22 protein-coding genes are annotated in these 26670 nt (G+C 65.0%); 12 read left to right on the top strand and 10 right to left on the bottom strand.

Features of this window, described 5'->3' with window-relative positions; all coding sequences use genetic code 11:
- The first annotated feature begins 42 nt into the window (after window positions 1–42).
- From ACS13N_RS19955 to ACS13N_RS19945, 3 genes are all read left to right on the top strand, one after another.
- On the top strand, window positions 43–1422 hold the full coding sequence (locus ACS13N_RS19955; protein WP_438933344.1) for an MFS transporter: 1380 nt from the start codon (window positions 43–45) through the stop codon (window positions 1420–1422).
- Between the two features lie 75 nt (window positions 1423–1497).
- Complete coding sequence (locus tag ACS13N_RS19950; RefSeq protein ID WP_438933343.1) at window positions 1498–2823, top strand: MFS transporter; 1326 nt, start codon at window positions 1498–1500, stop codon at window positions 2821–2823.
- A gap of 2 nt (window positions 2824–2825) precedes the next feature.
- On the top strand, window positions 2826–3758 hold the full coding sequence (locus tag ACS13N_RS19945; RefSeq protein ID WP_438933342.1) for an amidohydrolase family protein: 933 nt from the start codon (window positions 2826–2828) through the stop codon (window positions 3756–3758).
- A 65-nt stretch (window positions 3759–3823) separates the two neighbouring features.
- Here the strand turns inward: ACS13N_RS19945 and ACS13N_RS19940 are convergent, their stop codons facing one another.
- Entirely contained in the window at window positions 3824–4201 is a 378-nt protein-coding gene (locus tag ACS13N_RS19940; protein WP_438933341.1) for a RidA family protein, read from the bottom strand.
- 346 nt (window positions 4202–4547) lie between these two features.
- On the opposite strand from ACS13N_RS19940, the gene ACS13N_RS19935 reads away from it, so the two are divergent.
- On the top strand, window positions 4548–5750 hold the full coding sequence (locus ACS13N_RS19935; protein ID WP_438933340.1) for an ABC transporter substrate-binding protein: 1203 nt from the start codon (window positions 4548–4550) through the stop codon (window positions 5748–5750).
- Here the strand turns inward: ACS13N_RS19935 and ACS13N_RS19930 are convergent.
- Window positions 5707–6543 (bottom strand): AraC family transcriptional regulator, encoded by an 837-nt coding sequence (locus ACS13N_RS19930; RefSeq protein WP_438933339.1) that lies wholly within the window; start codon window positions 6541–6543, stop codon window positions 5707–5709. The two genes, ACS13N_RS19935 and ACS13N_RS19930, sit on opposite strands and share 44 nt — an antisense overlap.
- A 92-nt stretch (window positions 6544–6635) precedes the next feature.
- Between ACS13N_RS19930 and ACS13N_RS19925 the strand changes: the two genes are divergently transcribed.
- The 3 genes from ACS13N_RS19925 (at window position 6636) to ACS13N_RS19915 (ending at window position 9054) form a co-directional block, all read left to right on the top strand.
- A complete protein-coding gene (locus tag ACS13N_RS19925) occupies window positions 6636–6893 on the top strand; it encodes a hypothetical protein (RefSeq protein ID WP_438933338.1) in 258 nt (85 codons plus the stop codon).
- Window positions 6894–7076: 183 nt separating this feature from the next.
- On the top strand, window positions 7077–7613 hold the full coding sequence (locus tag ACS13N_RS19920) for a GNAT family N-acetyltransferase (RefSeq protein WP_438933337.1): 537 nt from the start codon (window positions 7077–7079) through the stop codon (window positions 7611–7613).
- A 145-nt stretch (window positions 7614–7758) separates the two neighbouring features.
- Window positions 7759–9054 (top strand): O-acetylhomoserine aminocarboxypropyltransferase/cysteine synthase family protein, encoded by a 1296-nt coding sequence (locus ACS13N_RS19915; RefSeq protein ID WP_438933336.1) that lies wholly within the window; start codon window positions 7759–7761, stop codon window positions 9052–9054.
- 21 nt (window positions 9055–9075) lie between these two features.
- On the opposite strand, the gene ACS13N_RS19910 is transcribed toward ACS13N_RS19915, so the two are convergent.
- The 5 genes from ACS13N_RS19910 to ACS13N_RS19890 all read right to left on the bottom strand — a co-directional run bounded on the left by ACS13N_RS19910 (window position 9076) and on the right by ACS13N_RS19890 (window position 15939).
- On the bottom strand, window positions 9076–10452 hold the full coding sequence (locus ACS13N_RS19910; protein WP_438933335.1) for an amino acid permease: 1377 nt from the start codon (window positions 10450–10452) through the stop codon (window positions 9076–9078).
- 97 nt (window positions 10453–10549) lie between these two features.
- A complete protein-coding gene (locus tag ACS13N_RS19905) occupies window positions 10550–11035 on the bottom strand; it encodes a hypothetical protein (RefSeq protein ID WP_438933334.1) in 486 nt (161 codons plus the stop codon).
- 22 nt (window positions 11036–11057) lie between these two features.
- Window positions 11058–12842, bottom strand: a complete 1785-nt coding sequence (locus ACS13N_RS19900; RefSeq protein ID WP_438933333.1) for a S8 family peptidase — start codon at window positions 12840–12842, stop codon at window positions 11058–11060.
- Window positions 12843–13291: 449 nt separating this feature from the next.
- The gene (locus ACS13N_RS19895) at window positions 13292–14308 is read right to left on the bottom strand and encodes a helix-turn-helix domain-containing protein (RefSeq protein ID WP_438933332.1); all 1017 of its coding nucleotides are present in this window, start codon (window positions 14306–14308) and stop codon (window positions 13292–13294) included.
- 113 nt (window positions 14309–14421) lie between these two features.
- The gene (locus ACS13N_RS19890; RefSeq protein WP_438933331.1) at window positions 14422–15939 is read right to left on the bottom strand and encodes a sensor domain-containing diguanylate cyclase; all 1518 of its coding nucleotides are present in this window, start codon (window positions 15937–15939) and stop codon (window positions 14422–14424) included.
- Between the two features lie 416 nt (window positions 15940–16355).
- Here ACS13N_RS19890 and ACS13N_RS19885 point away from each other — a divergent pair, with 416 nt between their 5' ends.
- The 3 genes from ACS13N_RS19885 (at window position 16356) to ACS13N_RS19875 (ending at window position 21338) form a co-directional block, all read left to right on the top strand.
- Complete coding sequence (locus ACS13N_RS19885) at window positions 16356–16544, top strand: hypothetical protein (RefSeq protein ID WP_438934456.1); 189 nt, start codon at window positions 16356–16358, stop codon at window positions 16542–16544.
- A gap of 331 nt (window positions 16545–16875) precedes the next feature.
- Window positions 16876–19554 (top strand): bifunctional lysylphosphatidylglycerol flippase/synthetase MprF, encoded by a 2679-nt coding sequence (gene mprF / locus ACS13N_RS19880; RefSeq protein ID WP_438933330.1) that lies wholly within the window; start codon window positions 16876–16878, stop codon window positions 19552–19554.
- On the top strand, window positions 19551–21338 hold the full coding sequence (locus ACS13N_RS19875; RefSeq protein WP_438933329.1) for an AcvB/VirJ family lysyl-phosphatidylglycerol hydrolase: 1788 nt from the start codon (window positions 19551–19553) through the stop codon (window positions 21336–21338). The genes mprF and ACS13N_RS19875 overlap by 4 nt, the downstream gene beginning before the upstream one ends.
- Here the strand turns inward: ACS13N_RS19875 and ACS13N_RS19870 are convergent.
- Window positions 21335–22309, bottom strand: coding sequence for an AraC family transcriptional regulator (locus ACS13N_RS19870; protein WP_438933328.1), 975 nt, complete (start codon window positions 22307–22309; stop codon window positions 21335–21337). The genes ACS13N_RS19875 and ACS13N_RS19870 overlap by 4 nt on opposite strands.
- A 143-nt stretch (window positions 22310–22452) precedes the next feature.
- Here ACS13N_RS19870 and ACS13N_RS19865 point away from each other — a divergent pair, with 143 nt between their 5' ends.
- Window positions 22453–23307 carry an NAD(P)H-binding protein gene (locus tag ACS13N_RS19865; RefSeq protein ID WP_438933327.1) on the top strand — a complete coding sequence of 285 codons (855 nt, stop codon included), beginning with the start codon at window positions 22453–22455 and terminating at the stop codon, window positions 23305–23307.
- Between the two features lie 85 nt (window positions 23308–23392).
- A complete protein-coding gene (locus tag ACS13N_RS19860; protein WP_438933326.1) occupies window positions 23393–24130 on the top strand; it encodes a glycine-rich domain-containing protein in 738 nt (245 codons plus the stop codon).
- Window positions 24131–24134: 4 nt separating this feature from the next.
- Here the strand turns inward: ACS13N_RS19860 and ACS13N_RS19855 are convergent, their stop codons facing one another.
- Together ACS13N_RS19855 and ACS13N_RS19850 are read right to left on the bottom strand one after the other, a co-directional pair.
- Window positions 24135–25850: a SulP family inorganic anion transporter gene (locus tag ACS13N_RS19855; RefSeq protein WP_438933325.1), complete on the bottom strand. Its 1716-nt coding sequence runs from the start codon at window positions 25848–25850 to the stop codon at window positions 24135–24137.
- A 106-nt stretch (window positions 25851–25956) separates the two neighbouring features.
- On the bottom strand, window positions 25957–26475 hold the full coding sequence (locus tag ACS13N_RS19850) for a sunset domain-containing protein (RefSeq protein WP_438933324.1): 519 nt from the start codon (window positions 26473–26475) through the stop codon (window positions 25957–25959).
- Window positions 26476–26670 lie beyond the last annotated feature (195 nt).

The raw sequence follows: 26670 nt of genomic DNA, 5'->3' as shown, positions 1-26670 counted from the left end.
TACGCAACCCCGAGCGCTCATAGAAGCGCGATGGAGGAGACCATGCAAATGTCACACACCTTAGGCACGGTGAATGCCACCACGCCACCGCATCGCGCGGATGTGCGCGCCGCGCCCACGTTGCCCGATGCGGATTACCAGGCGAGCGAACGTACGCTGTCCAAGGCCTTCCGCCGCATCCTGCCGTTCATCTTCGCCTGCTATGTGATCAGCTATCTCGATCGCACCAACGTGGGTTTTGCGGCGCTCACCATGAACAAGGACCTTGGCCTGACCGCCGAGCAGTTCGGGTTTGGAGCGGGGCTGTTCTTCATCGGCTACTTCCTGTTCGAGATTCCGAGCAACCTGATCATGCAGAAGGTAGGTGCGCGCATCTGGATCGCGCGGATCATGATCACGTGGGGCATCTTCTCGATGGCCACGGCGTTTGTGGTCGGGCCCAAGAGTTTTTCGGCCGCGCGCTTCCTGCTGGGGCTGGCCGAGGCGGGGTTCACGCCGGGCATCTACCTGTATTTCACGCATTGGTTTCCGGGCAAGTGGCGCGCCAAGGTGACGGCTGCATTTCTGGTGGGCATTCCGGTGGCAAACATGATCGGCTCGCCGATTTCCGGTGCGCTGCTTGAACTCGGCGGGCTGCATGGCTTGCGCAGCTGGCAGTGGCTGCTGCTGATCGAGGGGCTGCCTGCCGTGGTGCTTGGTATCGCGTGCCTGTTTGTGCTGGCGGACCGTCCCGAGAAGGCCAAGTGGCTGACGGACGACGAGAAAGCCGTGCTCGCGCGCCGCCTTGCGATGGAGCAACGCGACATCGCCAGCAAGCACGGCGCGAGCCTGCGTGACGCAATGACCAACTGGCGCGTGTTCGTGCTGGCGTTCATCAACTTCTGCGGCATCGTCGGCTCGATCGGCGTGGGTCTGTGGATGCCGCAGATCATCAAGCAGTTTGGTGTCGAGCATGCGGTGGTCGGCTGGCTCACGGCCATTCCGTACGCGATGGGCGCGGTCGTCATGCTGTGGTGGGCGCGTATGGCGAACCGCGCGCAGAGCTGCATCCCGTATGTGGCGGGCGCGCTGCTGGTGGCGGCGGTCGCTCTGGCGGCCAGCACGGCGCTGGATGCGCCCGCGCTCAAACTGGCGGCGCTGTGCCTGACGGTGAGCGGCATCCTCGCATTCCAGGCGACGTACTGGGCGATTCCCTCCAACTTCCTGACCGGCCGTGCAGCGGCCGGCGGCTTGGCGCTGATCGTTTCCGTGGGCAACCTGGGCGGCTTTGTCGGCCCGTCGATGATCGGTGCCATCAAGCAGTTTTCGCATGGCTTCACGGCGCCGCTGCTGGCGGTGTCGGCTGTGCTGCTCGTCGGTGCGCTGGCCATCGCCTGGTTGGGCGACCCGGGCGCTGATGCCGGCGAAGCGGTCGCCCATTGACGGCCTGATCGCAGTACCTTGATTCCTAGACATCCAATAGCGCCGCGAAACCCACGACGGCGCCAGGAGACACACATGCAAGTGACGGGCAGTCCTGGTGTGACCGATATCGAGCAGCGGACCCTGCGCAAGGTGGTCTGGCGGCTCGTGCCATTCCTCATGGTCTGCTACCTGCTGGCCTTCATTGACCGGGGCAACGTGGGCATGGCCTCGCTGCAGATGAACCATGACCTCGGGCTGACAGCCAGCGTGTTCGGGTTCGGCAGCAGCCTGTTCTTTGTGTCGTACTTCTTCTTCGAGGTGCCGAGCAACCTCGCGCTGCAGCGCTACGGCGCGCGCATCTGGATCGCGCGGATCATGATCACGTGGGGGTTGGTCTCGGCCGCCACGGCGCTGGTGCGCGGCCCGGCCTCGTTCTACACCCTGCGCTTCCTGCTGGGTGCGGCAGAGGCGGGGTTCTTTCCGGGCGTGCTGCTATATCTCTCGTACTGGATTCCGGCAACGCACCGTGCGCGCATCGTGGCAACGTTCATGGTGGCGATTCCGGCCGCGAGCTTCATCGGCTCGCCCATCTCGGCCGCGCTGCTGCAGATGGATGGCTTTGCCGGGCTGCGTGGCTGGCATTGGTTGTTCCTCCTCGAAGGTATTCCGACGGTGCTGCTGGGCATCGCCTGCCTGCGCCTGCTGACCAATCGGCCGGAAGACGCCAAGTGGCTGTCGACCGAAGAGCGCAATTGGCTCACGAACACGCTGGCCGGTGAAGCGCGCGGGCCCAAGAAGGTCGCGCAGATGTCGCTGGCCAAGCTGTTCTGCAACCGCTACGTGCTGTGCCTGGCGCTGGTGGATGTGTGCGCGTCGGCCGCCGGCAGCACGCTGTCGGTGTGGCAGCCGCAGTTGCTCAAATCGTTCGGGTTGACCGTCATGCAGACGGGGCTGCTCAACTCGGTGCCGTATGCGGTGGCATCGGTGCTGATGGTCTACTGGGGCCGCCGCTCGGATCGCCTGAAGGAGCGCCGCTGGCACACCGCCATCCCCATGCTGCTGATCGGGCTGGGCCTGTTTGGCACATCGCTCAGCGGGTCGTTGATGCCGACCATGGTGATGCTGTGTGCGGTGCTGGTGGGCGCGTATTCGTTCAAGGGGCCGTTCTGGGCGCTGGCGTCGGGCATGCTCTCCAATAGCGCGGCAGCGGCGGGGCTGGCCACCATCAACGCGATCGCCAACCTCATCGGCGGCGGCCTGATGGTGAACGTGTACGGCTGGGTGAAGCAGGCGACGGGCAGCTATGCGCTCGCATTGATGCCGCTGGCCGTGCTGACGCTGGTAAGCGTGGCGACGCTGCTGCTGTTGAGCCGGGCGAAGCCCGAAGGGCAGATGCTGAACAAGACGGAGACGGCCTGACCATGGCCGCACTCAACAGAAGGCAGTTCCTGCAGCTGGCAGGCGCGGGTACGGTGGCGGCCGCTATTCCCGCATTGGCCGGGGCAGAAGAGGTGTGGTCTAGTGGCAGCGCGAAGCCGACGTTCAAGCTGCCTGTGGGCGCGGTGGATTGCCACATGCACATCTACGATGACCGTTTTCCGAGCGCGCCGGGCACCACGCTCCGGCCGCCCAACGCGAGTATCGAGCAGTACCGCAAGGTGCAGGCGCGCCTGGGCGTGCAGCGCAACGTGGTGGTTACCCCGTCGACGTACGGCACCGACAACCGTTGCACGCTGGATGCCCTCAAACGCTTCGGCCCCAACGCGCGCGGTGTTGCGGTGGTCGACACGTCGGTCACCGACGCGCAGCTTACGGAGATGCACGCAGCGGGCGTGCGCGCCATCCGCTTCAACCTCAGCTATCCGGGGGCCACCACTGTTGACATGCTCGCGCCGCTGGCCTCGCGCATCGGTGCACTCGGCTGGCATATCGAACTGGTGGTGCAGGGCGCAAAATTGCCGGAACTGGAGCCCCATCTGCGCGCGCTGCCGTGCCCGCTCGTCATCGACCACATCGCGCACGTGCCGCAGCCGGGCGGCATGCAGTCCGACGCCATGCGGACTGCGCAGCGCTTGGTCGACAAGGGCAACACGTGGATCACGCTCTCCGGCCCCTACGTCGACAGCAAGACCGGCGCCCCCGCCTATGCCGACGTCGAGCCGGTGGCCAAGGCCTTCATCGGCATGGCACCCGAGCGGATGCTGTGGGGCACCGACTGGCCGCATCCGACCGAGAAGGCGCACAAGCCTGACGATGCTGCACTGGTCGACGCGATGGCCGCATGGACCGGGCGGGCCGATTGGCAGGAGATGGTCTTCGTTGCCAATCCGGTCAAGCTCTACGGGTTTGTTTGAGCTTCATCGATCGGCGCGTTCTATCGGGACATTGCGACACGATAGTCCGTGACCCGCATGCGAGGTCAGGGCTGATACGCAACAGCCTCGATCTCGATCTTGGTGCCGACCACGTTTGTCCCCTGCAACGTTGACCGTGCGGGCTTGTGATCGCCGAAGACCGCTCCGTAGACACGATTGAATGCCTCGAAGTCGCGCGCGTCTTCCAGCCATACGGTCACCTTCACGACGTCCTGCAGCGTACAGCCCGCGAGGGCGAGCACGTGCGCAACGTTCTCCAGCGTCTGGCGCGTCTGCTCTTCGATCCCGCCCGTGAGGATGCTGCCGTCTTCGTTTCTGGCGATCTGGCCGGACACAAACACAAAATCCCCTGCCTTGGTTGCCAGCGAGCGGGGCAGGCTCCGCGTGCCGGGGTTGTTTTCTGCAAAGAACGCAATCGCCATTTGGGTTACCTCCGCAGGAGTTCGCAAGTCGCCTCCTCAGAATAGGCCGTTGGAAGGTAAATCTCCGCCTCTGTGGGCGTTTCGATGTTTGCGTAGGCGACCTCTGTGGGGTGAGTTGCCGCATATCGTTGACTTCAATACCGCCACCTACAACGCTAGCTCCACGGCAACAGGCATGTGCTTCTGAGCGCCGTACGGCGTATCGCAAACGGGCCACTGTCGACTCTCACTTGACAGTGTGTTTCGCCCGCCGGGGCTGTTCGCGGCGGATCGCATCGCTACCATGTGCTCCAAATAGGTGCAGCCACGGGCATGCACACAGAACAGAACACATCAGGAGACACACATGCACGCACGCCGCGCCACGGCTGCGGTGGCTTTGGCCATCGCCTCCTTTTTCGCTCACGCACAGGTTTCCGACGACAAGGTCAAGATCGGCTTCATCACCGACATGTCCGGCGTTTATGCCGATCTGGACGGCCCCGGCGGCCTGGAAGCCATTCGCATGGCGGTGGCGGACTTCGGTGGCAAAGTGCTCGGCAAGTCCATCGAGATCGTCTCGGCCGACCACCAGAACAAGGCCGACGTAGCGGCTTCCAAAGCACGTGAGTGGATCGACCGGGACGGTGTGGACGTGCTCTTTGCGGGCCCGAACTCGGCGGCGGGCCTGGCGATGAACCGCATCGCGGCAGAGAAGAAGCGCGTGTACATCAACCTCGGCGGCGGCACCCCGCGCCTGACCAACGAGGAGTGCACGCCCTATACCGTGCACTATGCCTACGACACCAACGCTCACGTACGCGGCACCATCGGTGCGCTGCGCAAGCAGGGCGTGAATTCGTGGTACCTGCTGTCGGTGGACTACGCCTTCGGCAAGGACATGGATGCCGAATCGCGCCGCGTCATTACAGCCGGCGGCGGCAAGGTGGTGGGCGGCACCAAACACCCGCTCGGCGCGCCGGACTTCTCGTCGTATCTGCTGCAGGCGCAGGGTTCGGGTGCGCAGGCCGTGGCGCTGGCCAACGCGGGCGGCGACACGATCAACGCCATCAAGGCCGCCAAGGATTTTGGCCTGGACAAGAAGATGCGTGTGGTCGGCCTGGTCATGACCATCGACGAGATTCACGCACTCGGCCTGCAGACCGCTCAGGGCATGCAACTGATCGACCCGTGGTACTGGAATTCCAGCGATGCCGCGCGTCAGTTTGGCGAACGTTTCTACGCCAAGTACAAGAAGATGCCGAGCGCCCTGCAAGCAGCGGACTACTCCGCTACGCTCACGTACCTGAAGGCCGTGCAGGCTGCCGGCACGGATGATTCCGATCGCGTGATGGCCAAGCTCAAGTCGATGAAGATCGACGACATGTACACCAAGGGCGGGTATGTGCGCGGCGACGGCATGATGATCCACGACATCTACCTGTTCGAAGTCAAGAAGCCGTCGGAATCGACACGCCCGTGGGACTACTACAAGCTCGCGCAGACGATTCCGGGTGAGCAGGCGTTCAATACGCTGGCGGAATCGGCTTGTCCGTTGGTGAAGAAGTAAGCGTGAGCGTGGTGGATCCACCGGCGGCATACCGTCCTGGTGTGATGCCGAAGGTTGCGCGAAACCGGGCAATGAACGCGCTGACGTTGTCATAGCCGAGATCGAGTGCCACCGTCGTTACCGGCGCGCCGGCCGCGAGCTGTTCTAGCGCACACATCATGCGCAACCGGTGGCGCCAGGTTTCAAATGCATAGCCTGTCTCGCAGGCAAATCGCCGGGTGAGCGTGCGCGGGGCAACGGCGGCCCAATCCGCCCAATCCTGCAGGCGCCGAGTGTCGGATGGGTCGGCAATCAACGCATGGGCGATCTTACGCAGGCGCGCATCGACGGGCATCGGCAAGGCCGTGGGTGCTGGCGTGAGCGTGCGGATTTCATCGGCGATCACGGCGGCGATGCGCTGCTGCGCCGGGTCAAGCACGTCGTCAGCCCACGTTGCCGCACGGGAAATTGCGGCACGCAGCAGCGCAGACATCGAAAGCGTGCATGGCACATCCGGCAAATCTACGCATGCATCGGCCGCGAGGTAGGCGGCCCAGCCTACGAATGGTCCGTGCGTCTCGGCACCGTGTTCTACGCCGGGCGGAATCCATATCGCTTGTCCTGCAGGTATGACGCTGCGGCCTTCCGCAGTCTGCACGGTCAGCACGCCTGCATCCGTTCCGAACAACTGCCCACGTGCGTGGCTGTGTGGTGCGGTGGTGCGTGGCGATTGGCTGGTCTGATCGACCGCGTAAAGCCACCGACCACCGGCCGATTGCACACGCTGGGTAGGAAGCAAGGGTTGGGATGGCATGGCCTGAAAAGCGTATCGAATGGCCTATATGGCTGAGTTAGGCCAATTTATCGGCTCTACAGTGGTGCGGTCAATCACCCCTGGAGCACACCATGCGACCCGAAGATGTTTTGCCTGACGCCAACAGCTATGCCGACTTTGATGGACTGACGATCCGTAAGGGCACGGTGGCGGCCTTCCTGGCCAACGCGCAGGCGTGGCTTGACCCCAAGACTGATACTGCTGAACGTGCTGAGGTGGAGCGCCTGTTGCTTGAGGCTGTGCCGGCGCTGCAGAAGCTTGGGGTGTTTGCCGTGCTGGAGATTCGGGATGTGGGGCTGCGCAGGCTGGTGGAAGGTGTACCTGGGTAGGCCGCTGGCTATTGTTCGGGGCCGACACCGGACCGCTGCCGCTATCGCCACTTTCCTGCCGGCGTTGTCATGGTCGACAGCGGAGAAAGGCCCTTGGCTAGTGCTATCAGGCTTACGAACCGTCGACGCATGCAGCGATGAAGCTCAATACAATGCCGCTGAACGAACCATCCGAGGTGACTGTTGAGAATCGAGTGCGCTCCACCTTCCGGCTACCCAGGCATCGCGCTTCGGCAACTTGAGCGCGCCGACATCGATGCTTGGTATGCGTATCTGAAGCTCCCCCAGGTTTTCGAGCACACAAGCTGGAACCTGTCGTCTCCAGCCGACCTCAACGCGCAGTTCGACGGCTATGCGTCCACAGCGCCCGAATCGATCCGCCGCATGGCTGTTGTGGATGAGCGCTCGGGAGCGTTGATCGGCACGATCGGGTTTCACAGCATTTCCGACGTGAACCGGACGGCAGAGATTGCCTACGATCTTTGCCCGTCGTACTGGGGCAGGGGCATTGCGCATGCAATCTGCACATCGGTCACCGCGTGGGCGTTCGTCCACTACGGCTTTCTTCGCGTGCAGGCGACGGTCTTGACCAGCAATGCGCGATCGGCACGCGTACTGGTGGCGTGCGGGTATCAATACGAGGGGCTGTTGCGCTCCTATCGCATGGTTCGGGGAACGCCGGGAGACTTCTCGCTCTACGCAAGACTCGCCACCGACTAGGACAGTTGTCCTGCCGGCTGCGTAGGGAGCACAACGCCGCGCAAGCTGCCCATGCGGCTGCGGCATAAGCAAAGACAAAAACGATCGTTTGTGCGCCGCAGGGCTGCCCATATGCTCGCCGGATCAACCCTCCGGAGACGCCACGATGACGCAGCCCACCACGCCCAACTGGAAACTCGACACCCTGGCCGTCCACGGCGGCTACAGCGCCGACCCGACCACGCGGGCGGTGGCCGTGCCGATCTACCAGACCGTCGCCTTTGCCTTTGACGACACGCAGCATGGCGCTGACCTGTTCGACCTGAAGGTCCAGGGCAACATCTATTCGCGCATCATGAACCCAACCAACGACGTGCTGGAGAAGCGCGTCGCGGCGTTGGAGGGCGGTATCGGCGCACTGGCGTTGGCGTCCGGGCAGGCAGCGGTGACGTACGCGATCCAGACCATTGCCGAAGCGGGTGACAACATCGTCTCGGCCAGCACGTTGTACGGCGGCACCTACAACCTCTTCGCACACACGCTGCCGCTGTCGGGCATCACCACGCGCTTTGCAGACCCGCGCGATCCGGCTTCGTTCGAGGCGCTGATCGACGATCGCACGAAGGCCATCTTTGCCGAGACCGTCGGCAACCCGCTGGGCAACATCACCGACATTGCTGCGCTGGCGGAGATTGCGCACCGGCATGGCGTGCCGCTCATCGTCGACAACACGGTGCCGACGCCGTACCTGGTGCGGCCGATCGAGCATGGCGCCGACATCGTCGTGCATTCGCTGACCAAGTACCTGGGCGGGCACGGCACCAGCCTGGGCGGGGCGATTGTCGATTCGGGCAAGTTCCCGTGGGCAAAGCATAAGGCGCGCTTCAAGCGCCTGAATGAACCGGACGTGAGTTACCACGGCGTGGTCTATACGGAAGCGCTGGGCGAGGCGGCCTACATCGGCCGGGCGCGCGTGGTGCCGCTGCGCAATACCGGCGCGGCACTCTCGCCGTTCAATGCGTTCCTGATCCTGCAGGGCATCGAGACGCTGGGCCTGCGCATCGACCGCATCACGCAAAACGCCGCACGCATCGCGCGCCATCTGCAGGGGCATGCCAAGGTGGAGTGGGTCAACCATGCCAGCCTGGACGATCACCCCGACTACGCGCTGGCACGCAAATACCTCGACGGCAAGGCACCGGGGCTGCTGACGTTTGGCGTGAAGGGCGGGTTTGCGGCAGGCGCGCGCTTTCAGGATGCGCTGCAGTTGTTCACGCGGCTGGTGAACATTGGGGATGCGAAATCGCTCGCCACGCATCCGGCGTCGACCACGCACCGGCAGCTTTCAGAGGCGGAGCTGGCCAAAGCCGGCGTTCGGCAGGAAACCATCCGGCTGTCGATCGGCATCGAGCATATCGACGATCTGCTGGCGGATCTGGATCAGGCGTTGGCGCAGGCCTGAGCTTGGCGCGCGGTCAGGCGTTCACTGCCGGCCGCGCACCCAGCGAAACACCACCGCCATCACCACCAGAAACGGCACCCCCACCACCAGCGTCATCCGGAAATCTGCCATCCATGCCGTGCTGACGATGATGACCGCCATGGCGATGGCGCCAATGAGGGTCAGCACGGGGTAGCCCCACATGCGGAACCGCAGCGTGCGCCCTTCACGCTCCACTGCCCGACGGAAACGCAGGTGCGTGACGAAGATGACGAGCCAGGTGAACAGCGCCCCGAACATCGCCAGCGACATCATCAGCAGGAACGAGTGACCGGGCAGCACGACGCTCAGCACCGCCGCCAGCGCCGCACCGGAGCTGGACACCGCCAGCGCGCGCAGCGGCACACCGCGTTCGCTCACCACACCCAGCGCACCGGGCGCCTGCCCGCCGCGCGCGAGGCTGAACAGCATGCGCGTGGACACATACAACTGTGCGTTCATCGACGACAGCGCGGCGGTGAGCACCACGAAGTTCATCACGCCCGCACCGCCTGCAATGCCAAGAATCTCCATCACCCGCACGAACGGGCTCTTGCCGGTGCCGGCCTGCTGCCAGGGCACCACGGCCAGCATCAGCGCCAGCGTGCAGAGGTAGAAGAACACCAGCCGGAACAGGGTAGAGCGGAATGCGCTCGTGGCAGCGGCCTCAGGCTCACGTGCCTCGCCGGCGGCCACGGCAATCAGCTCGATGCCGAAGAAGCTGAAGATGCTGACCACCGCGCCAAACCACACGCCCGACCAGCCGTGCGGCAGGAAGCCGCCCGCATCCACGTAGTTGTGAAAGCCGATCGGCCCGCCATCCGGTGCGCGATAGATGGCATAGCTCGCCACGGCCAGAAACGCGACGATGGCCACCACCTTGATCATCGAGCACCAGTACTCCGCCACGCCAAACACGTCGACGCTGCTCGCGTTGATCCACACCAGCACCGCCGAGAACCCGACGATCCACACCCACGCCGGCACGCCCGGAAACCAGTACGCCATGTACACCGCCACCGCCGTTACCTCCGCGCCGATCACGAAGACGACCGCCGCCCAGTACGCGTAACGCACCAGGAAGCCGGCGAGCGGGCTGACGTAGTGCTCGGCATAGGCGCCGAACGAGCCGGTGGTGGGGTGCGCGACGACCATCTCGGCCAGGCAGCCCATCAGCAGCAGGGCGATGACCGCGCCGATGGCGTAGCTGGCAATCACGCCGGGGCCGGCCAGTTGGATGGCTGCACCACTGCCCAGGAACAGGCCGGTGCCGATCGCGCTGCCGATGGCGATCATGGTGAGTTGTGCGGAAGAGAGGCGGTGCTGCAAGCCGCCTTCGCGTGCGGCGAGTGCTTCAAAGCTGCCGGAGGCCTTGGTCATGGTGCGAGGCTCTGGAAAAGGTCCGGATGATACGCCTTCATGCAAAACGCCCCGCTTGGGGCGGGGCGTTTGCTCAACGACATGCCAATCGGGCGGATCAGCGCGCCACGGGTTTGGCGTACTGCACCGGCACATCCACCCGCGCTTGCGGCAGCAGCTTCTTGATCAGCGCACGTGCGTCCACCGCGTCCTGAAACGACGCAAAGCGCAGCGTGCTGATGTTCATGTGGCCGTAGTACTCCGCTGATACGGGCGTGACTGCCAGCCCCGCCACTGCCTGGCGCACGCTGTCGACCGCCACCTGCGAGACGACGACCTCGTTGCGGCTCTCACCGACCACGCCACGCTCGTTCGCCACTTGCGTGACGGACGCAGACGTGGCGCCTGCCGACTTGGTGCGCGTGCCGCTGGAGAGCACCTTGAACGACTGCGATTCGATCTGCACCACCGGTGCGCTTGCATATTGCGCCAGCTCCTGCGTCGTCAGGTGCTTGCCGACCACCAGGTCTGCCGCCTGGCATGCCGCACCCATCGAAAGGAGCGCCGCCAGCGCCACGGTTTTCATAACAGTAGGATTGATCATGTTGAAAGGTCTCCGAACGGGCTTACTTGGCGGCAATCACGCGATACTCCACGGCCAGCGGCGTGGCCAGGGTCACGGTGCGCGTACCACCCTGGGGCTGATATGTGGAACACGCGTTGGTCGGCACACCGCTCACGGCATAGACCTCCCACGTGCCGGTCGCGTTCTCGCCATAGAAGGCATAGCTGCCCAGGCCGTACTTGTTCACGGCACTGACGCCGCTGTTGTAGTAGCCGTTGTATGGCAGTGACAACGCCGACACCGTACCCGATGGTGATTTCACGAAGAAGCCGACACTGCCCACGCACACCGAGCCCGACACGCGCAGTTGCAGCGCATCGACCTTGTCGCTGCCCGACACGTTGAACTGGCCCAGCTTCTGCACCGAGCCGTAGTTCAGTTGATTGACGTTGCCAAAGGCCGCCGCAAAATCCGGTACCGCGAGGGCGGCAGGTTTGTAGGTGGCGTATGTCTTGGCCATCTTGACGGCTGCCGAAGCGTCCGCCAGGCCGAAGCCGTACCAGGTGGAGTAGGCATAGCCGGCCCCATTGGTCTGCCAGCCGTAGTCCAAACGCGCCGTGGCCGCGCCATCGACCAGTGTGGTGCTGGTGTCGGCCGTCAGGGTGCCACTGGTCAGATCCACCTTGGCGTTGCGGTTGTCGCGACTGCCATAGTCAACGTCGATCTTGCGAGCCGTGGCGCGCAGGATTTCACGCACATCGCGCCACGTCAGGTTCGGGTTGGCGGCCAGCATCAAGGCCACGATGCCCGACAGCGTGGGCGTGGCCGCCGACGTGCCATTCATGCTGGAGTAGTCGCACTTTGCGTTGTCCTTGGTGTTGGTCGCGGTGCCGCCAATCGCAAAGTCGTTGGTGTTGGCGATGCTGTTGCGGCTGTAGCCGCGCGCGCAGCCCGACAGGTCGGTCGAAAAGATGATTGGTCCCGTGCCGGTTTCACCGTACTTGCCGCTCTCGCCGAATTCACCGCCCAGGCCGGTTACCCAGTTGACCGCACCCGCGTTCGAGTAGCTGGACTTGATGCCCTTGGCATTGGCCGCACCCACCACGATCACGCCGGGTTCCAGTGCTTCGGGATCATTGGCGGGGTTCTCGCAGCTGATCATGCCGGTACCGCCACCGACCGCCGGGCAAGTGCGGGGCGGGACGTTATCGCCGTCGTTGATGCTTTCGTATTCGTTGCCGGAGGCCTTCAGCATGACCAGGCCACGCCCATTGCGCAGGTTCGGGAATGCACGGACCGCGGCCTGCGTGGACACCGCGGTGTCGTACTCCAAAGGAGCCGTCGGGTTCGCACCATACGACGCATTGATGATGTGGCCGTTCTTTGACCATGCAGCACCGCCATAGGCCGCAGTGATGTTCGGGTTGGCCGCACCGAGAAACCGTGCGCCGCCCAGCGTTGCACGCGGTGCGATGCCCATCACGCCCTTGCCGTTCTGCGCGGCGGCAATGATGCCCGCCACGTTCGTGCCATGCGCCTCGCCCACGTTGGCTGGAATATCCGCAGGCGTCGGGTCGTTCGAGCCATCGTCGAAGTTGTACGTCATGTCCGAGTTGGCATTGGCGTACAGGTCTTCGTTGTGCACGTCGATGCCATCGTCCAGCACCAGCACGTTCACGCCCTGGCCTTTGACGCCCGCCCGGTGCGCATCTTCCACGTTGATGTCGGTCGTGCCGTTGGCGACCAGGCCAAATACCGCAAAGAAGCTCGTTGCCTGCTTGAGTGCCCATTGGTAGGCATACAGCGGCTCTGTACTGCCGGTCTGGCAAGCGTATTTGGCGTCCACACCCGTTTCAGCGCAGGTGGATGCCGGTGGCGTATTGCCCCCGTTGTTGTTGCCGCCATTGTTTGCCGTGCTGTTTCCCGAATCCCCACCGCCACACGCGGCCAAGGCCACAGTGGCGAACAGCGTCAAGGCAAGCGTCTTTCCCGTTATGTCTTTCACGAGACCCTCGTTTTGTCGTTGTGTGTTGTGCAAAGCGCAGATGCTTGCGCCGCTCTGACCTGTTCGACGAAGAGAGAGCACGCGGGCCGTGTTTGCCGTAAGCGCGCAGGCGCCAATCAGGTCGGGCCGGATGCTCGCACGCACGCTGGCTGCGATTCAATGAAGAGCGCCGTGCCAGAAGCGAACTGGTACGACTGTCGCGGGAACCTGTCAGCGCGTCTCAGGGCGAGCGCGCTTCAAGTCTTGTGAGGAGAGGGCGGGGATGTGCCGGGTGGGCAATTGCGCGTGTTTCAGCGCATCTGCATGACCCAGCTTCGCCAGTCCTTGTGCTGCACGAACGGCAGCGCGGCGGCACGGCCTTCCAGCGCCAGCATGCGTGTCTCTCGCGGTGACATGCCCGACGCCCGGCGGTACGCGCGCGCAAAGTTGGATGCGTCAGAAAAGCCGTAGGTCTGCGCGATCTCCGCCACCGAACGATGTGTCTGCGAGCGGTTCGCGAGGATCGCATGACATTGCCGCAGGCGCTGCAGGCGCACGTAGTTGAAGAAGCCGCCTTCGCGTTCGAGCAGCCGGTACAGCGTGGCGCGCGAAACGCCGAAGTGCGCCGCGACGCCCTCTGGCGTGAGCGTGAGGTCTGCCAGATTGTGCTGTATGTGCCGGCAGATCGATGCGAACAAGCTCTCCTTCACGGCCGCGGCATTGGCTTGCGTCACCTCACAGTTGATGGCCGCAGCCGCCAGCTGCAGCGTGCCCGGAATGACCGCCTGCGCCTGTGCGGCGTTCAATTGCCCGGCGGTTCGATACAGCGCGCACAGGTGGTCGCGCAGCAGGCCGACCATGGGTGCATCGCCGCGCAACAGGCGCATGCTCAGTTCATCTGGTGAGCGCAGTTCCGGAGCCAGCAGGCGTCGCGGCACGACCAGGCTCAGGAAGCGGCTGTCGCTGGTGCTGGTGGCCAGTGGCTGCGCGGCATCGACGATGAACAGGTCTCCGGGCCGGGTGGCGGTGCCGCTGGCACCGTCACGCTGTCCGCAACTGCCTTCGAGGTAGTACTGGAGCACGTAGACGTCCATGCCGTCGCGCCCGAGCTTGGAGCGCGAGCGGTCATAGTGCTGCGCCTGTGCGCTGATCATGCCCAGACCCGCCTCGCCGCACAGATAGGCATCCACGCTGGCGCGAAAGCCGTGCGATTGGGGCGCAGCCGAGCGGGTGTCGAACAACACGTTGATGGCGTCTCGCCATGCGGCGAACTGATGTTCGCGCGGGAGCGCACTCGTATCGAAATGGGAATGCGGGGGTTTGCTCACGGCGGGGTCCTCGGAGCCGCCATTGTGCAAAGCCTTGCGTGATGGTGGCATGCCCCCGAAGTGGGGGTGCCATACGGTACTGGCATCGACGCTTGCTGCGCAAGCCGCGATGCCTACACCACCGCCAGCTTGGGCCGCTCCTGCCGTGGGATGACCGTGTTGCGCCCGGCGGCCTTGGCCTCGTACAACCGTCCGTCAGCAAGCCGGAGCAGGTCTTCGGGCGTGTCATCAGCCATGACGACACCCGAATGCACTGCCACGCCGATGCTTACGGTTAGCTTGCCGTGCGCGCTGCCCGCGTTGGGTTCGTCGGCAGCCAGCACCGCAGCGCGGATGTTCTCGGCCACGCGCACCGCGCCGGCCACGTCGGTGCCGGGCAGGATGGCGCAGAACTCCTCCCCGCCGTAGCGGCCGGCAAAATCGCCGGGGCGTTTGATGTTGTCGTTCACGCAGCGCGCCACGGTGCGCAAGGCGGTGTCACCGGCAGCGTGGCCGTAGTGGTCGTTGAAGCGCTTGAACTCGTCCACGTCAATCATCAGCACGGCCAGCGGTATGCGGTTGCGGTTGGCGCGGCGCCATTCCACGTCCAGCGCGGCGTCCAGTGCGCGGCGTGTGCCCAGCCCCGTCAGGCCGTCGGTATTGGCCAGCCATTGCAACTGCTGCTCCATTTCCAGCCGCTTGCGCAGTTGCCCGGCAAACAGGATCGACAGCGTCATGAACACCGCGTCGAGCATCAGCACGATGCCGCCAATTACCCACGCACGCTGCCACCACTCGGCATAGATGTCTTCGGTGGCCAGGCCCACCGCCACGATCAGCGGGTGCTCGCCGATATGGCGGAAGCTGAACAGGCGCTCAATGCCGTCCAGCGCGGCCAATTCCACATAGGAGCCCTCGGAGGCCAGCAGGCGCTTCTGGAAGGCGGGGCTGTCGGCGAGGCTGCGGCCGATGAGTTTTTCGTCATAGGGGCGGCGCATGAGCAGCGTGCCGTCGGTGCGCACCAGCGTTACGGCGGCGCGCGGCCCTAGGTTGAGACCGTCAAAGAGCCGTCGGAAGTAGTTCAGCCGCAGTGTGCCGACCACGATGCCCTTGAATTCGCCATGCGGCCCGTTCAGGCGACGGCTCAGTCCGAGTGATACATCGACGCCGTTGATGCGCGGCTTGAAAGGCTCGCTGATATAGAGGCCGACATCGGGTGAGCCCTGGTGTACCTGAAAATAATCGCGGTCGCTGATGTGGATGCGCCGCGGTGGCACCGAGCGCGAATCGATGATGACCTCGCCTGCCGGGTTGGCCACCAGCAGCGAGCCCAGGTCCTGCGCGTTGGTCGAGCGGTCGAACAGCACGAGCTGGCGGATGTCCGGGGGCAGGGCAACGATCTTCGGGTCCTGCATGCCGTCGATCACGGCCTGCATCGACAGGTCGTACACCTCGATATTGCGGGCGATGTCGCGCTGCAGGATCAGCGAGAGGTTGTCAGCGGCGTCGCGCGCACGTGCCAGCGCATCGATGCGCATCTCCCACAGCGACAGGGCCGTCAGTGCGGCCAGCAGCAGCGAGAGTGCCGAAGCACCGATGATCAGCAGGGGAGGGTGTCGCAAAAAGGCGCCGATGGTGCGCTGGAGAGGCATGCGCGTGGAGTGCGAAAGTTAAATGTGAAGCGATTGAAAACGTCGTCTGGATTGTGTACCGGACTCCACCTGGCTACGCAATACCGCCTAGAGCGTTTGTCGAGAACGCAATCGTTTGCGCTTTGCGGCGGAGCAAGGGCTGTCGCATTGCTGCCGCGCTCGGGTCCGCCGCTTGCTGAGCGTCTCCTGAGTATCGTGCACGTCGCGCCCGTGTGTGAGCGGCGCGCGGACACGTGCCCGTGCCACGCTGCATGGCCTGCCTGCACGTTGCCGGTTGCCGATTGCCGATTGCCGATTGCCGGTTGCCGGTTGCCGATTGCCGATTGCCGATTGCCGATTGCCGATTGCCGATTGCCGATTGCCGATTGCCGATTGCCCGGATTGTCTATGCTGGGTATGCCTTCTTGGAGAACGTCATGCCAGACGAACGCGTCTCGTCCGCTCCTGTGCCCGCCAACCCGCATCCACCTGTGCCCGACTCGCATGAGGAGACCCTGCTGGACGAGGGCCTGGAGGAGACTTTTCCGGCCAGCGACCCGGTTTCCATCGACACCGGCAAGCCGGATGTGACACCGAAAGCGCCGGGGAGCGCGCCCGCGCCGTAAAATGTGTGCTTGCGTGTCAACGGAACGGTGGCTTTGCCCGTGTTACGTGACATCAGAAACAATCGTGCGAATTCAGCACACGCGCAATGCGGAGCAATCGGTGCGCCGGTCGGACGCGGTTCCGGCCCGGACGACAACAAGCCAGCACCGGCAAGTCGGGGTCAATGCATGATGTCGATGCCGCACATGCGGCAGCCGGGCGCTGTGCTCGCTGCCGTCTCCCGCCTGCGCGCCGCGGAATTCGCCAATGGCACACCGCCGGCGCTCGTACTCCGTTCACCAGGTTCGGATCGGGCGCGTAACCAACGCCAGCGGGATTTCGTTTTCCACCATGCCTGACGCCGCGTCCCACGACGCCAGCTCCAAACCTCACCGATCGCCGGTCAAGCAAGCGGCGCCCGCGCCTGCTGAACCTGCGGCTGCTTCTCGTCCTGACTCTCGCCCTGACGCTGATGCCGGTCGCGGCTTTGGCCTGGGCAGCTGGGCCGTGATCGGCATTGTGCTGATCCTCGGCGCGCTGGTGTTCGACAGCCTGTATGCGCTGCTCGACCACGTGCATTACGCCGACATGGTCGCCGCGATGCAGGCCACGCCGCGCACGCATGTGTGGCTGGCTATTCTGGCCACCGCGGCGAGCTATGTGGCCCTCACCGGCTACGACGCCTCCGGCCTGCGCTATGCCGGCGCGCAGATGGCGCCCGGTACGGTCGCCACCACGTCCTTCATCGCCTATGCGCTGGGCAACACTGTCGGCCTGGGTTCCTTAACGGCCGGGTCGGTGCGCACGCGCCTGTACACGGCAGCCGGCCTGGATGCGGCGCGCGTGACCGAAGCCGTCGCTTTTGATGCGAGCGCGCTGGGTGTGTCCACCACGGCTTTCGGCGCGGTGGGGTTGCTGTGGGGCGCTTCCCACGTTGCCGGCATCACGCACCTGCCGGCGGCGCTGCTGGAGGCCGTTGCGCTGCTGGTGCTGGCTGGCGTGTTCGTGCTGCTGGCGCTGTGTATGCGGCAGCGCCACGTCACGCTGTTTGGGCGGTGGGAGATCCGCCCGCCGCCGCCGGCGCTGGCGGCACGTCAGTTTGTGATTTCAGCGGCGGACCTGGCGGCGGCCGCAGCAGCGCTCTGGGTGCTGATGCCGACGGGCGCGGTTGACCTGCCGACGTTTGTCGCGTTTTACGCGCTGGCCGTCACGCTGGGTGTGCTGAGCCAGAGCCCGGGCGGCCTGGGCGTGTTCGAGGCGGTCATCCTGCTGGGCTGCAGCGGTCAGGCGCCGCCCGCCGAGGTGCTGGCCGCATTGCTCTTCTACCGCGCCATCTATTTCCTGCTGCCGCTGGTGGTGGCTGCCGCCATGCTGGGGGTGTTCGAGCTGCGCTCGGGCGCGGGGGCGCCCTTTGCTGCCCCATTCGGTCGCGCGGCGGTCAAGCTGTCGCCCGGCCTGCTGGCCGCACTGACCATGGTGGCGGGCGTGATGCTGCTCGTCTCCGGCGTGACCCCGGCCACGGATGAAGCCGAAGACCTGCTGCGCATGCACGTGCCGCTGTTCGTGGTGGAAGCGTCGCACATGATCGGCAGCGTGGCGGGGCTCATCATGCTGTTTGTCGCGCGTGGCCTGCTGCACCGGCTGGATGCTGCGTGGTGGGCGGCACTGGTGCTGTCGCTGCTCACAGGCGTGCTGGCGTTGCCCAAGGGCATTGCAGTGTCGGAGATGGTGGTGCTGGTCACGCTGGCAGTGCTGCTGATCATCTCGCGCCGGCAGTTTGATCGGCCGTCGTCGCTCTTCTCGCAGCGGCTGGAGATGGGCTGGCTGGTTGCCATGGCGTGCGTGTTCGTCGCCTGCGTGTGGATTCTCTTCTTTGCCTACCGCGAAGTGGCTTATGCCAACCAGCTCTGGTGGCAGTTCACCTTTGATGGCGATGCGCCGCGTTCCATCCGCGCGCTGATGGCGGTGGCGGTGACGGGCCTGGGCTTCGGCATGTGGCAGCTCTTCCGTCGCGAGCCGGGCGAGACCACTTGCCCGAGCACGGAAGAGCTGACCCGCGCCGCAGAGATCATCCGCAAGCAACCCGCCGCAGACGCCGCGCTTGCGTTGATGGGGGACAAGAGCCTGCTGTTCTCGCCGTCGGGCAACGCTTTCATCATGTATGCCAAGCAGGGACGCTCGTGGGTGGCGCTGGCCGACCCGGTGGGCGCACAGCAGGAATGGCCTGAACTGATCTGGCGCTTTATCGAGATGGCCGATGCGCATGGTGGCCGTGCGGCGTTTTACAAGACGCGCCCGCAAACGCTGCCGCTGTACCTCGATGCCGGTTTGCGCGCCTACAAGTTGGGCGAAGAGGCTTACGTGTCGCTGCCCGAGTTCAGCCTCAAGGGCTCGCGCCGCGCCAACCTGCGTCATGGCGTCACGCGCGGCGAGCGCGAAGGGCTGTCGTTCGAGATCGTGCCAGCGGCAGGCGTACCGGCTGTGCTGGATGAATTGCGCACCATTTCCGATGAATGGCTGCACAACCAGAACGCGCGTGAAAAGGGTTTCTCGCTCGGCGCGTTTGATGATCGTTATGTGCTCAGCCAACCGGTGGCCATCGTGCGGCGCGAGGGCGCCATCCTCGCGTTTGCCACGCTGATGTGCCCGGATGTGCTGCGCATTGAAGCGAGCGTCGACCTGATGCGCCAGCGCGGCACCGTGCCGCCGGGCACCATGGACTTCCTCTTCGGCAAGCTGATCCTGCACTTCCAGGCTGAGGGCTATCAGCGTTTTGGCCTAGGGATGGCGCCGATGTCGGGCATGGTTGAGCATGAGCTTGCGCCGCGCTGGCACCGCTTCGGACGGATGATGTTCCGCCACGGCGCGCGCTTCTACAATTTCCGTGGACTGCGCAGTTTCAAGGACAAATTCGAGCCGGTGTGGGAGCCCCGCTACCTGCTCGCACGCGGCGGGTTGGCGCCGCTATTCACATTGACGGACGTTGCCGCGCTGATCGGCGGCGGGTTGAAGGGAGTGATCTCCAAATGAGTTGGCACGCACCGCGCACGCAAGAGGCGCGGCATAGGGGAGTGCGACGTATCGGACAGCACGTGGTGGCAGTGGCCGCCACGGCAGTCGTGTGCTGGTTGACGACATCGCCAGCTGCGGCAGCAGATGCGCCTGCGGCAGCTTCGGCACCCAAGCCCACGCTGGTGCAAGGGCCGGTGCTGGTGCCGACGGTGGGCATGACCGGCGCCAGCGGCGTGACGGCCGTGCCGCCGCAAGGTGACATGCCGCCGCGCCTGCAGATGAGCGCCGCCGCCGTGACCGCCAACAAGGCCGCCAACGGTGGTGTGCTGTCGCTGCCCGTGGTGGCGCCGGCCACGCTGGCGGTCGCGCCGGGCGCCGTCGAGTTCGTCACGCATGGCCGTTTTCGTGATGTGCCGGTTTACAAGCCCAAGGGCGAGATCCGCTCCGTCGTGCTGATGCTCTCAGGTGATCAGGGCTGGACGCCTGCCACCTCGCGCATGGCGCAAAGCCTTGCGGAGCAGGGCGCGCTGGTGGCTGGTTTATCCACGCCGGCCCTGTTTGCAAGCCTTGAAGCGGACCTGGGCGATTGCGCCTTCCCCGATGGTGATCTGGAAAACTTCAGCCGCTTCCTGCAGGCCTACGAGAAGGTGCCGGGCTACTACCCTCCCATCCTCGTTGGTGACAACGAAGGCGGTGCACTGGCCTACGCGATGATTGCGCAGGCACGCCCGAACATCTTTGCCGCGGCCATGTCGATGGAGTTCTGCCCGGTGCTGGAGCTGCGCAAGCCGCTGTGCAAGGGCGAGGGCGTGCACTTCAGCCGCCGCCAGAGTGAGAGTCGCACCACGGCTAAGCGCACACGGCCGCCCGAGAATGCGGGGGTCGTGCTGCTGCCGGCCACGAAGCTGTCGGCACCGTGGGTGGCGCTGCAATCGAGCACGCTCACGCCGTTCGCGCGCCGCTCCGGCCCGTTGTGCGAGGGGCGTGCCACGCAAACCTTCATCGACACGATTTCGGGTGCGCAGTCGGTGGCGCTGCCCGTCTTGCAGCCCACCGCGCCGGGTGCCGCCAACGTGCCGCCGGTGACGGCAAGCGAGCCGTTCAAGGCCGCTTTCGCCAAGCTCAACGCGCAGCGCAAGCCGCCGCCCCCGCCACCGCCCGCGGCCGTGTCGGACCTGCCCATCATTGAAGTGGCGGCGCAGCCGGGCACGTCGTCGGAGCTGTTTGCGATCCTGTTGTCGGGGGACGGCGGCTGGGCTGGGCTCGATAAGGAAGTGGCGGCCGCGCTGTCCAAGTCGGGCGTGCCGGTGGTCGGCATCGATTCGCTACGTTACTTCTGGACCCCACGCACGCCGGCCTCCGCCGCGGCCGACATGGACCGGCTGGTGCGCTTCTATGCGTCGCGCTGGAAGAAGAGCAAGGCGTTGCTGATCGGCTATTCGCAGGGTGCAGACGTGCTGCCCTTCATCGTCAACCGCCTGCCAACCGCCTCGCGTGAGCACGTGGCGCTGGCGGTGATGATGGGCCTGGGCAAGCGTGCCGACTTTGAATTCCACATGACCAATTGGGTGTCGAGCAGCGCATCAGGTCTGCTGATCCTGCCCGAGGTGCAGAAGCTGCCGGCGGGCCTGGGCATGTGCATTTACGGCAAGGAAGAAAAAGACACCAACTGCCCGGGCCTGGACCCGAAGCAGGTCCAGTTGGTGAAGTTGCCGGGCGGCCATCACTTTGATGGCGATTACGCCAAGCTGGCGCGCATCATTCTCGACGGTGCACGCGCACCTGGTGCGGCCGCGCGCTAGGCCATCGTTTCCGGAGCCACGTTGCGCCGCGCGGCCCCGGGCGTCACCCTATTGAATCGCTTGAACGCCCGGCTGAATGCTGCCTCTGACTGGTAGCCCAGCCGGCTGGCGGCCTCGGCCAGCGGCAGGCGTTCTTCCTGCAGCCAGCCCAGTGCAATCTGCATGCGCCAGCGCGCAACGTACTGCATGGCCGGCTCGCCCACCAGCCGCGTAAAGCGTGCGGCAAATGCCGAGCGGGACATTGCGGCGGCTTCGGCCAGTGCACCGAGCGTCCACTCCCGTGCAGGCTCGCGATGGATCAACGCCATCGCTCGGCCGATCTGTTTATCCTGCAACGCCCCCACCCAACCACTGCGTGCGGCCGGATCGCGCTCAATCCAATCGCGAATGGCGAGGATGACGAGAATGTCCGCCAGCCGCGTCACCATGGTCTCGCCGCCGGGCTGGGGCGTGCGCGCCTCGGCGGCCATGAAGCGCAGGGTCTGGTCGATCCATTGCGCGTGTGGTGACTGCCGGCTGTCGATGCACAGCGCCGCCGGCAGCAATGCCGCCAGCCGTTGCGCAGCCGGGTGGCCGAAGCGCACGGCGGCACAGATCATCTGCGCGGGCTCGCCGTTGCCGCCGTGGCGCAGCACTTCATAGCGCTCGCTCATCAGCTCGCGCGGCAGGTCGAACAGACCGGCGCAGGCCACACCCGGCTGGCTGGTCAGGCGATGTCCGGTACCACGCGGCACGATGGCCAGATCGCCGGGACCGAGCGGGCATGCCGGTTCATCATCCACCTCCAGCCAGGCGCGGCCACTGGCCACCACGTGCAGCATCATGCAGTCGGACATGGGCGGCAGCGCCAAGCCCCAGGGTGCGGAGAACTCTGAACGGCAATAGAACACGCCGCTCATGCGCAGAAAGTGCAGCGCTTCGCCCAGCGGGTCGATGTGGGTCCAGGGGGGCGGCGTGTTTGTCGAAGTCATGGCGACATCCTGAGCAACAACGCGCCCATTGTGCGCTGATCTGGACGATCGAGCATCAACCGTGGACGCCTGATCACATCGGAGATAGGCCAGCTTTCCATACTGGAGGCGTCTTCTACCACAACGCTTCCAGGAGTTTCACCATGCAGATCGTCCAAGCTTTCCCCGTGTCTTCCGTCCTCGTTCTTGGCGCTACCGGCAAGACCGGTGCGCGCGTCGCGCAGGGCTTGCGTGCTCACGGTGTGACCGTGCGCGAAGGTTCGCGCAACGCCATCCCGGCCTTTGACTGGGAAGACCAGACCACCTGGCCGGCAGCGCTGGCCGGCATGGACGGGGTCTACATCACCTACCAACCCGATCTGGCCGCGCCGGGCGCCGAGGCTGCCATTGGTGCGTTTGTCGAGGCAGCCAAGTCAGCAGGCGTACGCCATCTCGTGCTGCTCTCCGGCCGTGGTGAGCCCGCCGCCCAGCGCAGCGAAGCCATCGTGCAGAACAGCGCCCTTGCCTGGACGTTGCTGCGCGCCAGCTGGTTCAACCAGAACTTCAGTGAAGGCCATCTGCTGGAGCCCGTGCTGGCAGGCGTGATTGCACTGCCCGGCGGCAACGTCGCCGAGCCGTTTGTCGATGCGGGGGATCTGGCCGACGCTGCCGTTGCCGCCTTTACCGACGCACGCCACATTGGCCAGCTGTACGAAATGACTGGCCCGCGCGCGCTGACCTTTGCCGAAGTGGCCGAAATCCTGAGCGACGCGCTCGGCCGCGACATCCACTATCAGCCGATGGAGACGAACGCATATGTGGAGATGCTCTCCGACTACGTGCCGCGCGCGTTTGCGGAATTCCTTGGTGGGTTGTTTGCCGAGGTGCTTGATGGCCGCAACGTGCACGTGGCGGATGGCGTGCAACGTGCCCTGGGCCGCGCACCGCGGGATTTTGCGGACTATGTGCGGGAGGTGGTGAAGACGGGTGTGTGGGACGTGGCGGAAGTGTTGCGCTAAGTGCGGACTGTTATCGGCACATAACGCTTGCGATTGCAGGGGCGCGGCATAATGGCCGCGCCTACAACACGATCGGGGGGATCGGATGGCAGTCGTGGGGTCGTTCTTCGGGCTGTTCGTTGCCGGGATCGCCATCCTGGTCCTGCGGGCAATGTTCAACAGCGCCAGGCGCAAGCGGCGCGAAACCTACATCCAGAACTACGCTTGGCCTCCCGGCTTGCTGGAGCGCTTTGCCGAGAAACATCCCGCGTTGTCTCCCATCCAGCGCGAACAGGTTGTGCGCGGCCTGCGGCAGTTCTTCATCGTCCATCTGCGTAGCGATTGCGACTACGTCTCCATGCCCTCGCGCGTGGTCGACGACCTGTGGCACGAGTTCATTCTCTACACGCGCGAGTACCGAGACTTTTGCCGTCAGGCGTTCGGCAAGTTTCTGGATCACCTGCCGTCGGCGGCGTTGTCGCCGTTGCGCAAGCAATCCAACATCGGTTTGCGGCGCACGTGGTGGTGGGCCTGCAAGGATGAAGCGATCAACCCGCGCAAGCCCAAGGGCTTGCCGCTGCTGTTTGCGATCGATCACCAGCTCGCCATTCCCAACGGTTTTTACTACGTGCCGGATTGCGCCACGATCCTGCCCGGCGGCGAGGTCAGACAGTGCGGCGCAGATTTCGCCAACCGCCGCATTGACGGCAGCATCGAGGGTTTCGGTACCTCGACCCGCCGCCGCAGCAGCAGCGGTGGCGGTGGCGGTGGCGGTGATGGCTGCAGCAGTTGTTCCAGTTGCAGCAGCTGCAGTGGTTGCAGCGGCAGTAGCAGCAGCGACTAAGCCGTCAGGCTTTGGGCTGTGCGCTGTCCGCCAACGACTGCACACACTCATCCACGCTCAACTCATGCAGCATCTCGGGCCGCAGCGTTTCATCCGAGGCACGTTGCAGTACCGACAGCGCACGCGGCTTGAGTCGCACGAACATCAACTGCAAACCGCGTGCCGCACATTCCGCGGCAAAGATGCGCAATGCCTCGATGGCTGAGCCGTCCACGTCAGGTGTTTCTTCCAGGCTCAGCATGACGGCGCGCAGCGGCGCTTGCTGCGGGGCTTGCAACAGCGTGCGCACCTTGCCCAGCACACGTTCGGTGTTGGCGAAGAACAGCGGCACTTCCGGTCGCACGATCAGCACGCCGGGCAGCGGCTTGGCATCCGGGTGCAAGGACACGTCGACAAAGTCGTGACTATCACGCAGGCGACCCAGCAGGCTGACGGTCGGCTCGGAGAGTTTGCGCAGCGTCAGCAACAGGCTCACGCCAATCGCAGCCAGCAGCCCGTGCAGCACGCCCAGCACCAGCACGGCGAGCAGGGCTGCAATCACCACGAGCCGATCCCGGTGCCAGGACCAGTACGGTTTGAACACGCTCGGGTGCAGCGAGTGGCTGACTGCAAAGATCACGATGGCCGCCAGCACCGGCTCGGGAATGCGTGCCAGTTGCGGCAGGAACAACCAGACGATCAGCGCCACCACAACCGCCGCGCACAGCCCCGCCAGACGTGACTGCGCACCCGCAGCCTCGTTGGCGGACGTGGCCGAATACCCGGCTCCCACGGGCATGCCGTGCAGCAGGCCCGAGAGCAGGTTGGCACAGCCTAGCGCGACAAGATCCCGGTTGGCGTTGATGGTATCGCCGTGCTTGAGCGCAAAGTTGCGGATCGAACCATACGACTCCGCATAGAGGATGAGCATGAGCGCGAAGCCGAGTTCGATGCTCTGCATCCACTCTGCGCGGCTCAGGTCCGGCAAGCCGAAGGTGATGTTCTGCAGGTCGATATGGCCGACCACGGCAATGCCGTACGCGTGCCAGTCGAGCCAGTAACCGGCTCCGATGGCCAGCACGATGACGACGAGCGTAGCCGGAATGCGGCCTCCCCAACGCCCCAGGCCAAACAGCAAGGCCAGTGCCACTGCGCCCAACGCCGTGCTGTACGGGTTGGCGCTCGCTGCGCTGCTGAGCAGATCGAGCGCAATGCGCGGCGTGTCGCTGTGGTGCACGGTCACGTCAAGGATCTTCGGCAACTGCTTGACCGCAATCGTCAGCGCCAGCCCGAAGGTGAAGCCGCGCAGCACCGGCCGTGCGATGAAATCCGACATGCCGCCCAGCCGCCCCACGCCCGCCAGGATGAACAGCAGCCCCGTGGCAATGATGAGCGCCGCCGCCAGCGTGAGCGCTGTGCCTGCATTGCCGGGCTCGGAGAGCACCGTCGCAAACAGCACGGCAGCCGACGACGACGTGGCCGACACAATCGCAAAGCGGCTCGACCCGACCAGTGCATACACCACCAGCCCCGACAGCAGTGCGATCAACCCGGCCTGCGGCGGCAGGCTGGCGATGCCGGCATACGCAACGGCTTCCGGCAGCAGCAGACCCGCGATCGAGAACCCGGCAATCACGTCACGCAGCACGCGTTGCTGTGCTGGCATGGGCGGTGCATCTAGCGGTGCGTAGTGCTCTGGATGCTGGAGGGCAGTGGCGGGATGTTCGTAGCGGGGAGGCATGCGACGCGGCGGTCAGGCGGTGAGACGGAAAAGGAATACGCCGCGACCCGGGTGGGCCGCGGCGTGCGGGTTGCGCCGATCGTACTTCAGGCGCGACGGATGCTGCTTACTTGGTACAGGCCTTGCCGTGGCTTGCGCGCATGCCTGCTGCCTTGGCATCGGCTTCGGTCATGTACTCGCCTTGCTTGGTCTTGCCATAGTAGCGGTCACCCGGGCAGTGGTAGACCTTGGTGCTGGAGTTGGCCCAGACCTTGTCCGGGCCGCCACCGGGGGCTGCGGCGGTGGATGCTGCCCCCGGCTTGGCAGGCATGGTTGCTGCCGGCTTGGCCGGCGCTGCGGCAGGTGCCGCTGGTGCTGCAGCAGCGGGGGCGGTTGCGGCCGGAGCGGCAGGTGCAGCAGCGGGTGCTGCCGGCGCACTGGCAGCGCTGGCCTTCTTGTCAACGCCACCGTGACCATGGCAGGCGCCCTTGAGCGTTGCGCCGCTGTACGGTGTGCCGTCCTTGCAGACCGCATGGACAGCAGCGGGGGTGGCCGCCGGTGCGGTAGCCGGCGCGGCCGTGCCCTGCGCAAACGCCGAGCCCATCACCAGCGCGCCCATCGAAAACATCAACGCAGACAGTTTCATAACGAGACCCTCAACGAGGCACGGAGATACGTGCGTGACCGATTAACGTTGGCCGACCATGCGCGTTGACCAAACCGAGGGTTTGTCTGAGGACAAACGCTGCAACGTTGACCATTCCGCAACAGTTGGCGCCTTGTGGTGCTTCTAGTCATGCGCTGGCGGACCCTGTATTGCCCATGCGGCGCCAGCGTCATC

This window comes from Ralstonia sp. 24A2 (assembly GCF_051783885.1).
In the GTDB taxonomy this organism is placed as follows: Bacteria; Pseudomonadota; Gammaproteobacteria; order Burkholderiales; family Burkholderiaceae; genus Ralstonia.
The sequence above is the reverse complement of the archived record's forward strand: the minus strand, read 5'-3'. Positions and strand labels throughout refer to the sequence as shown.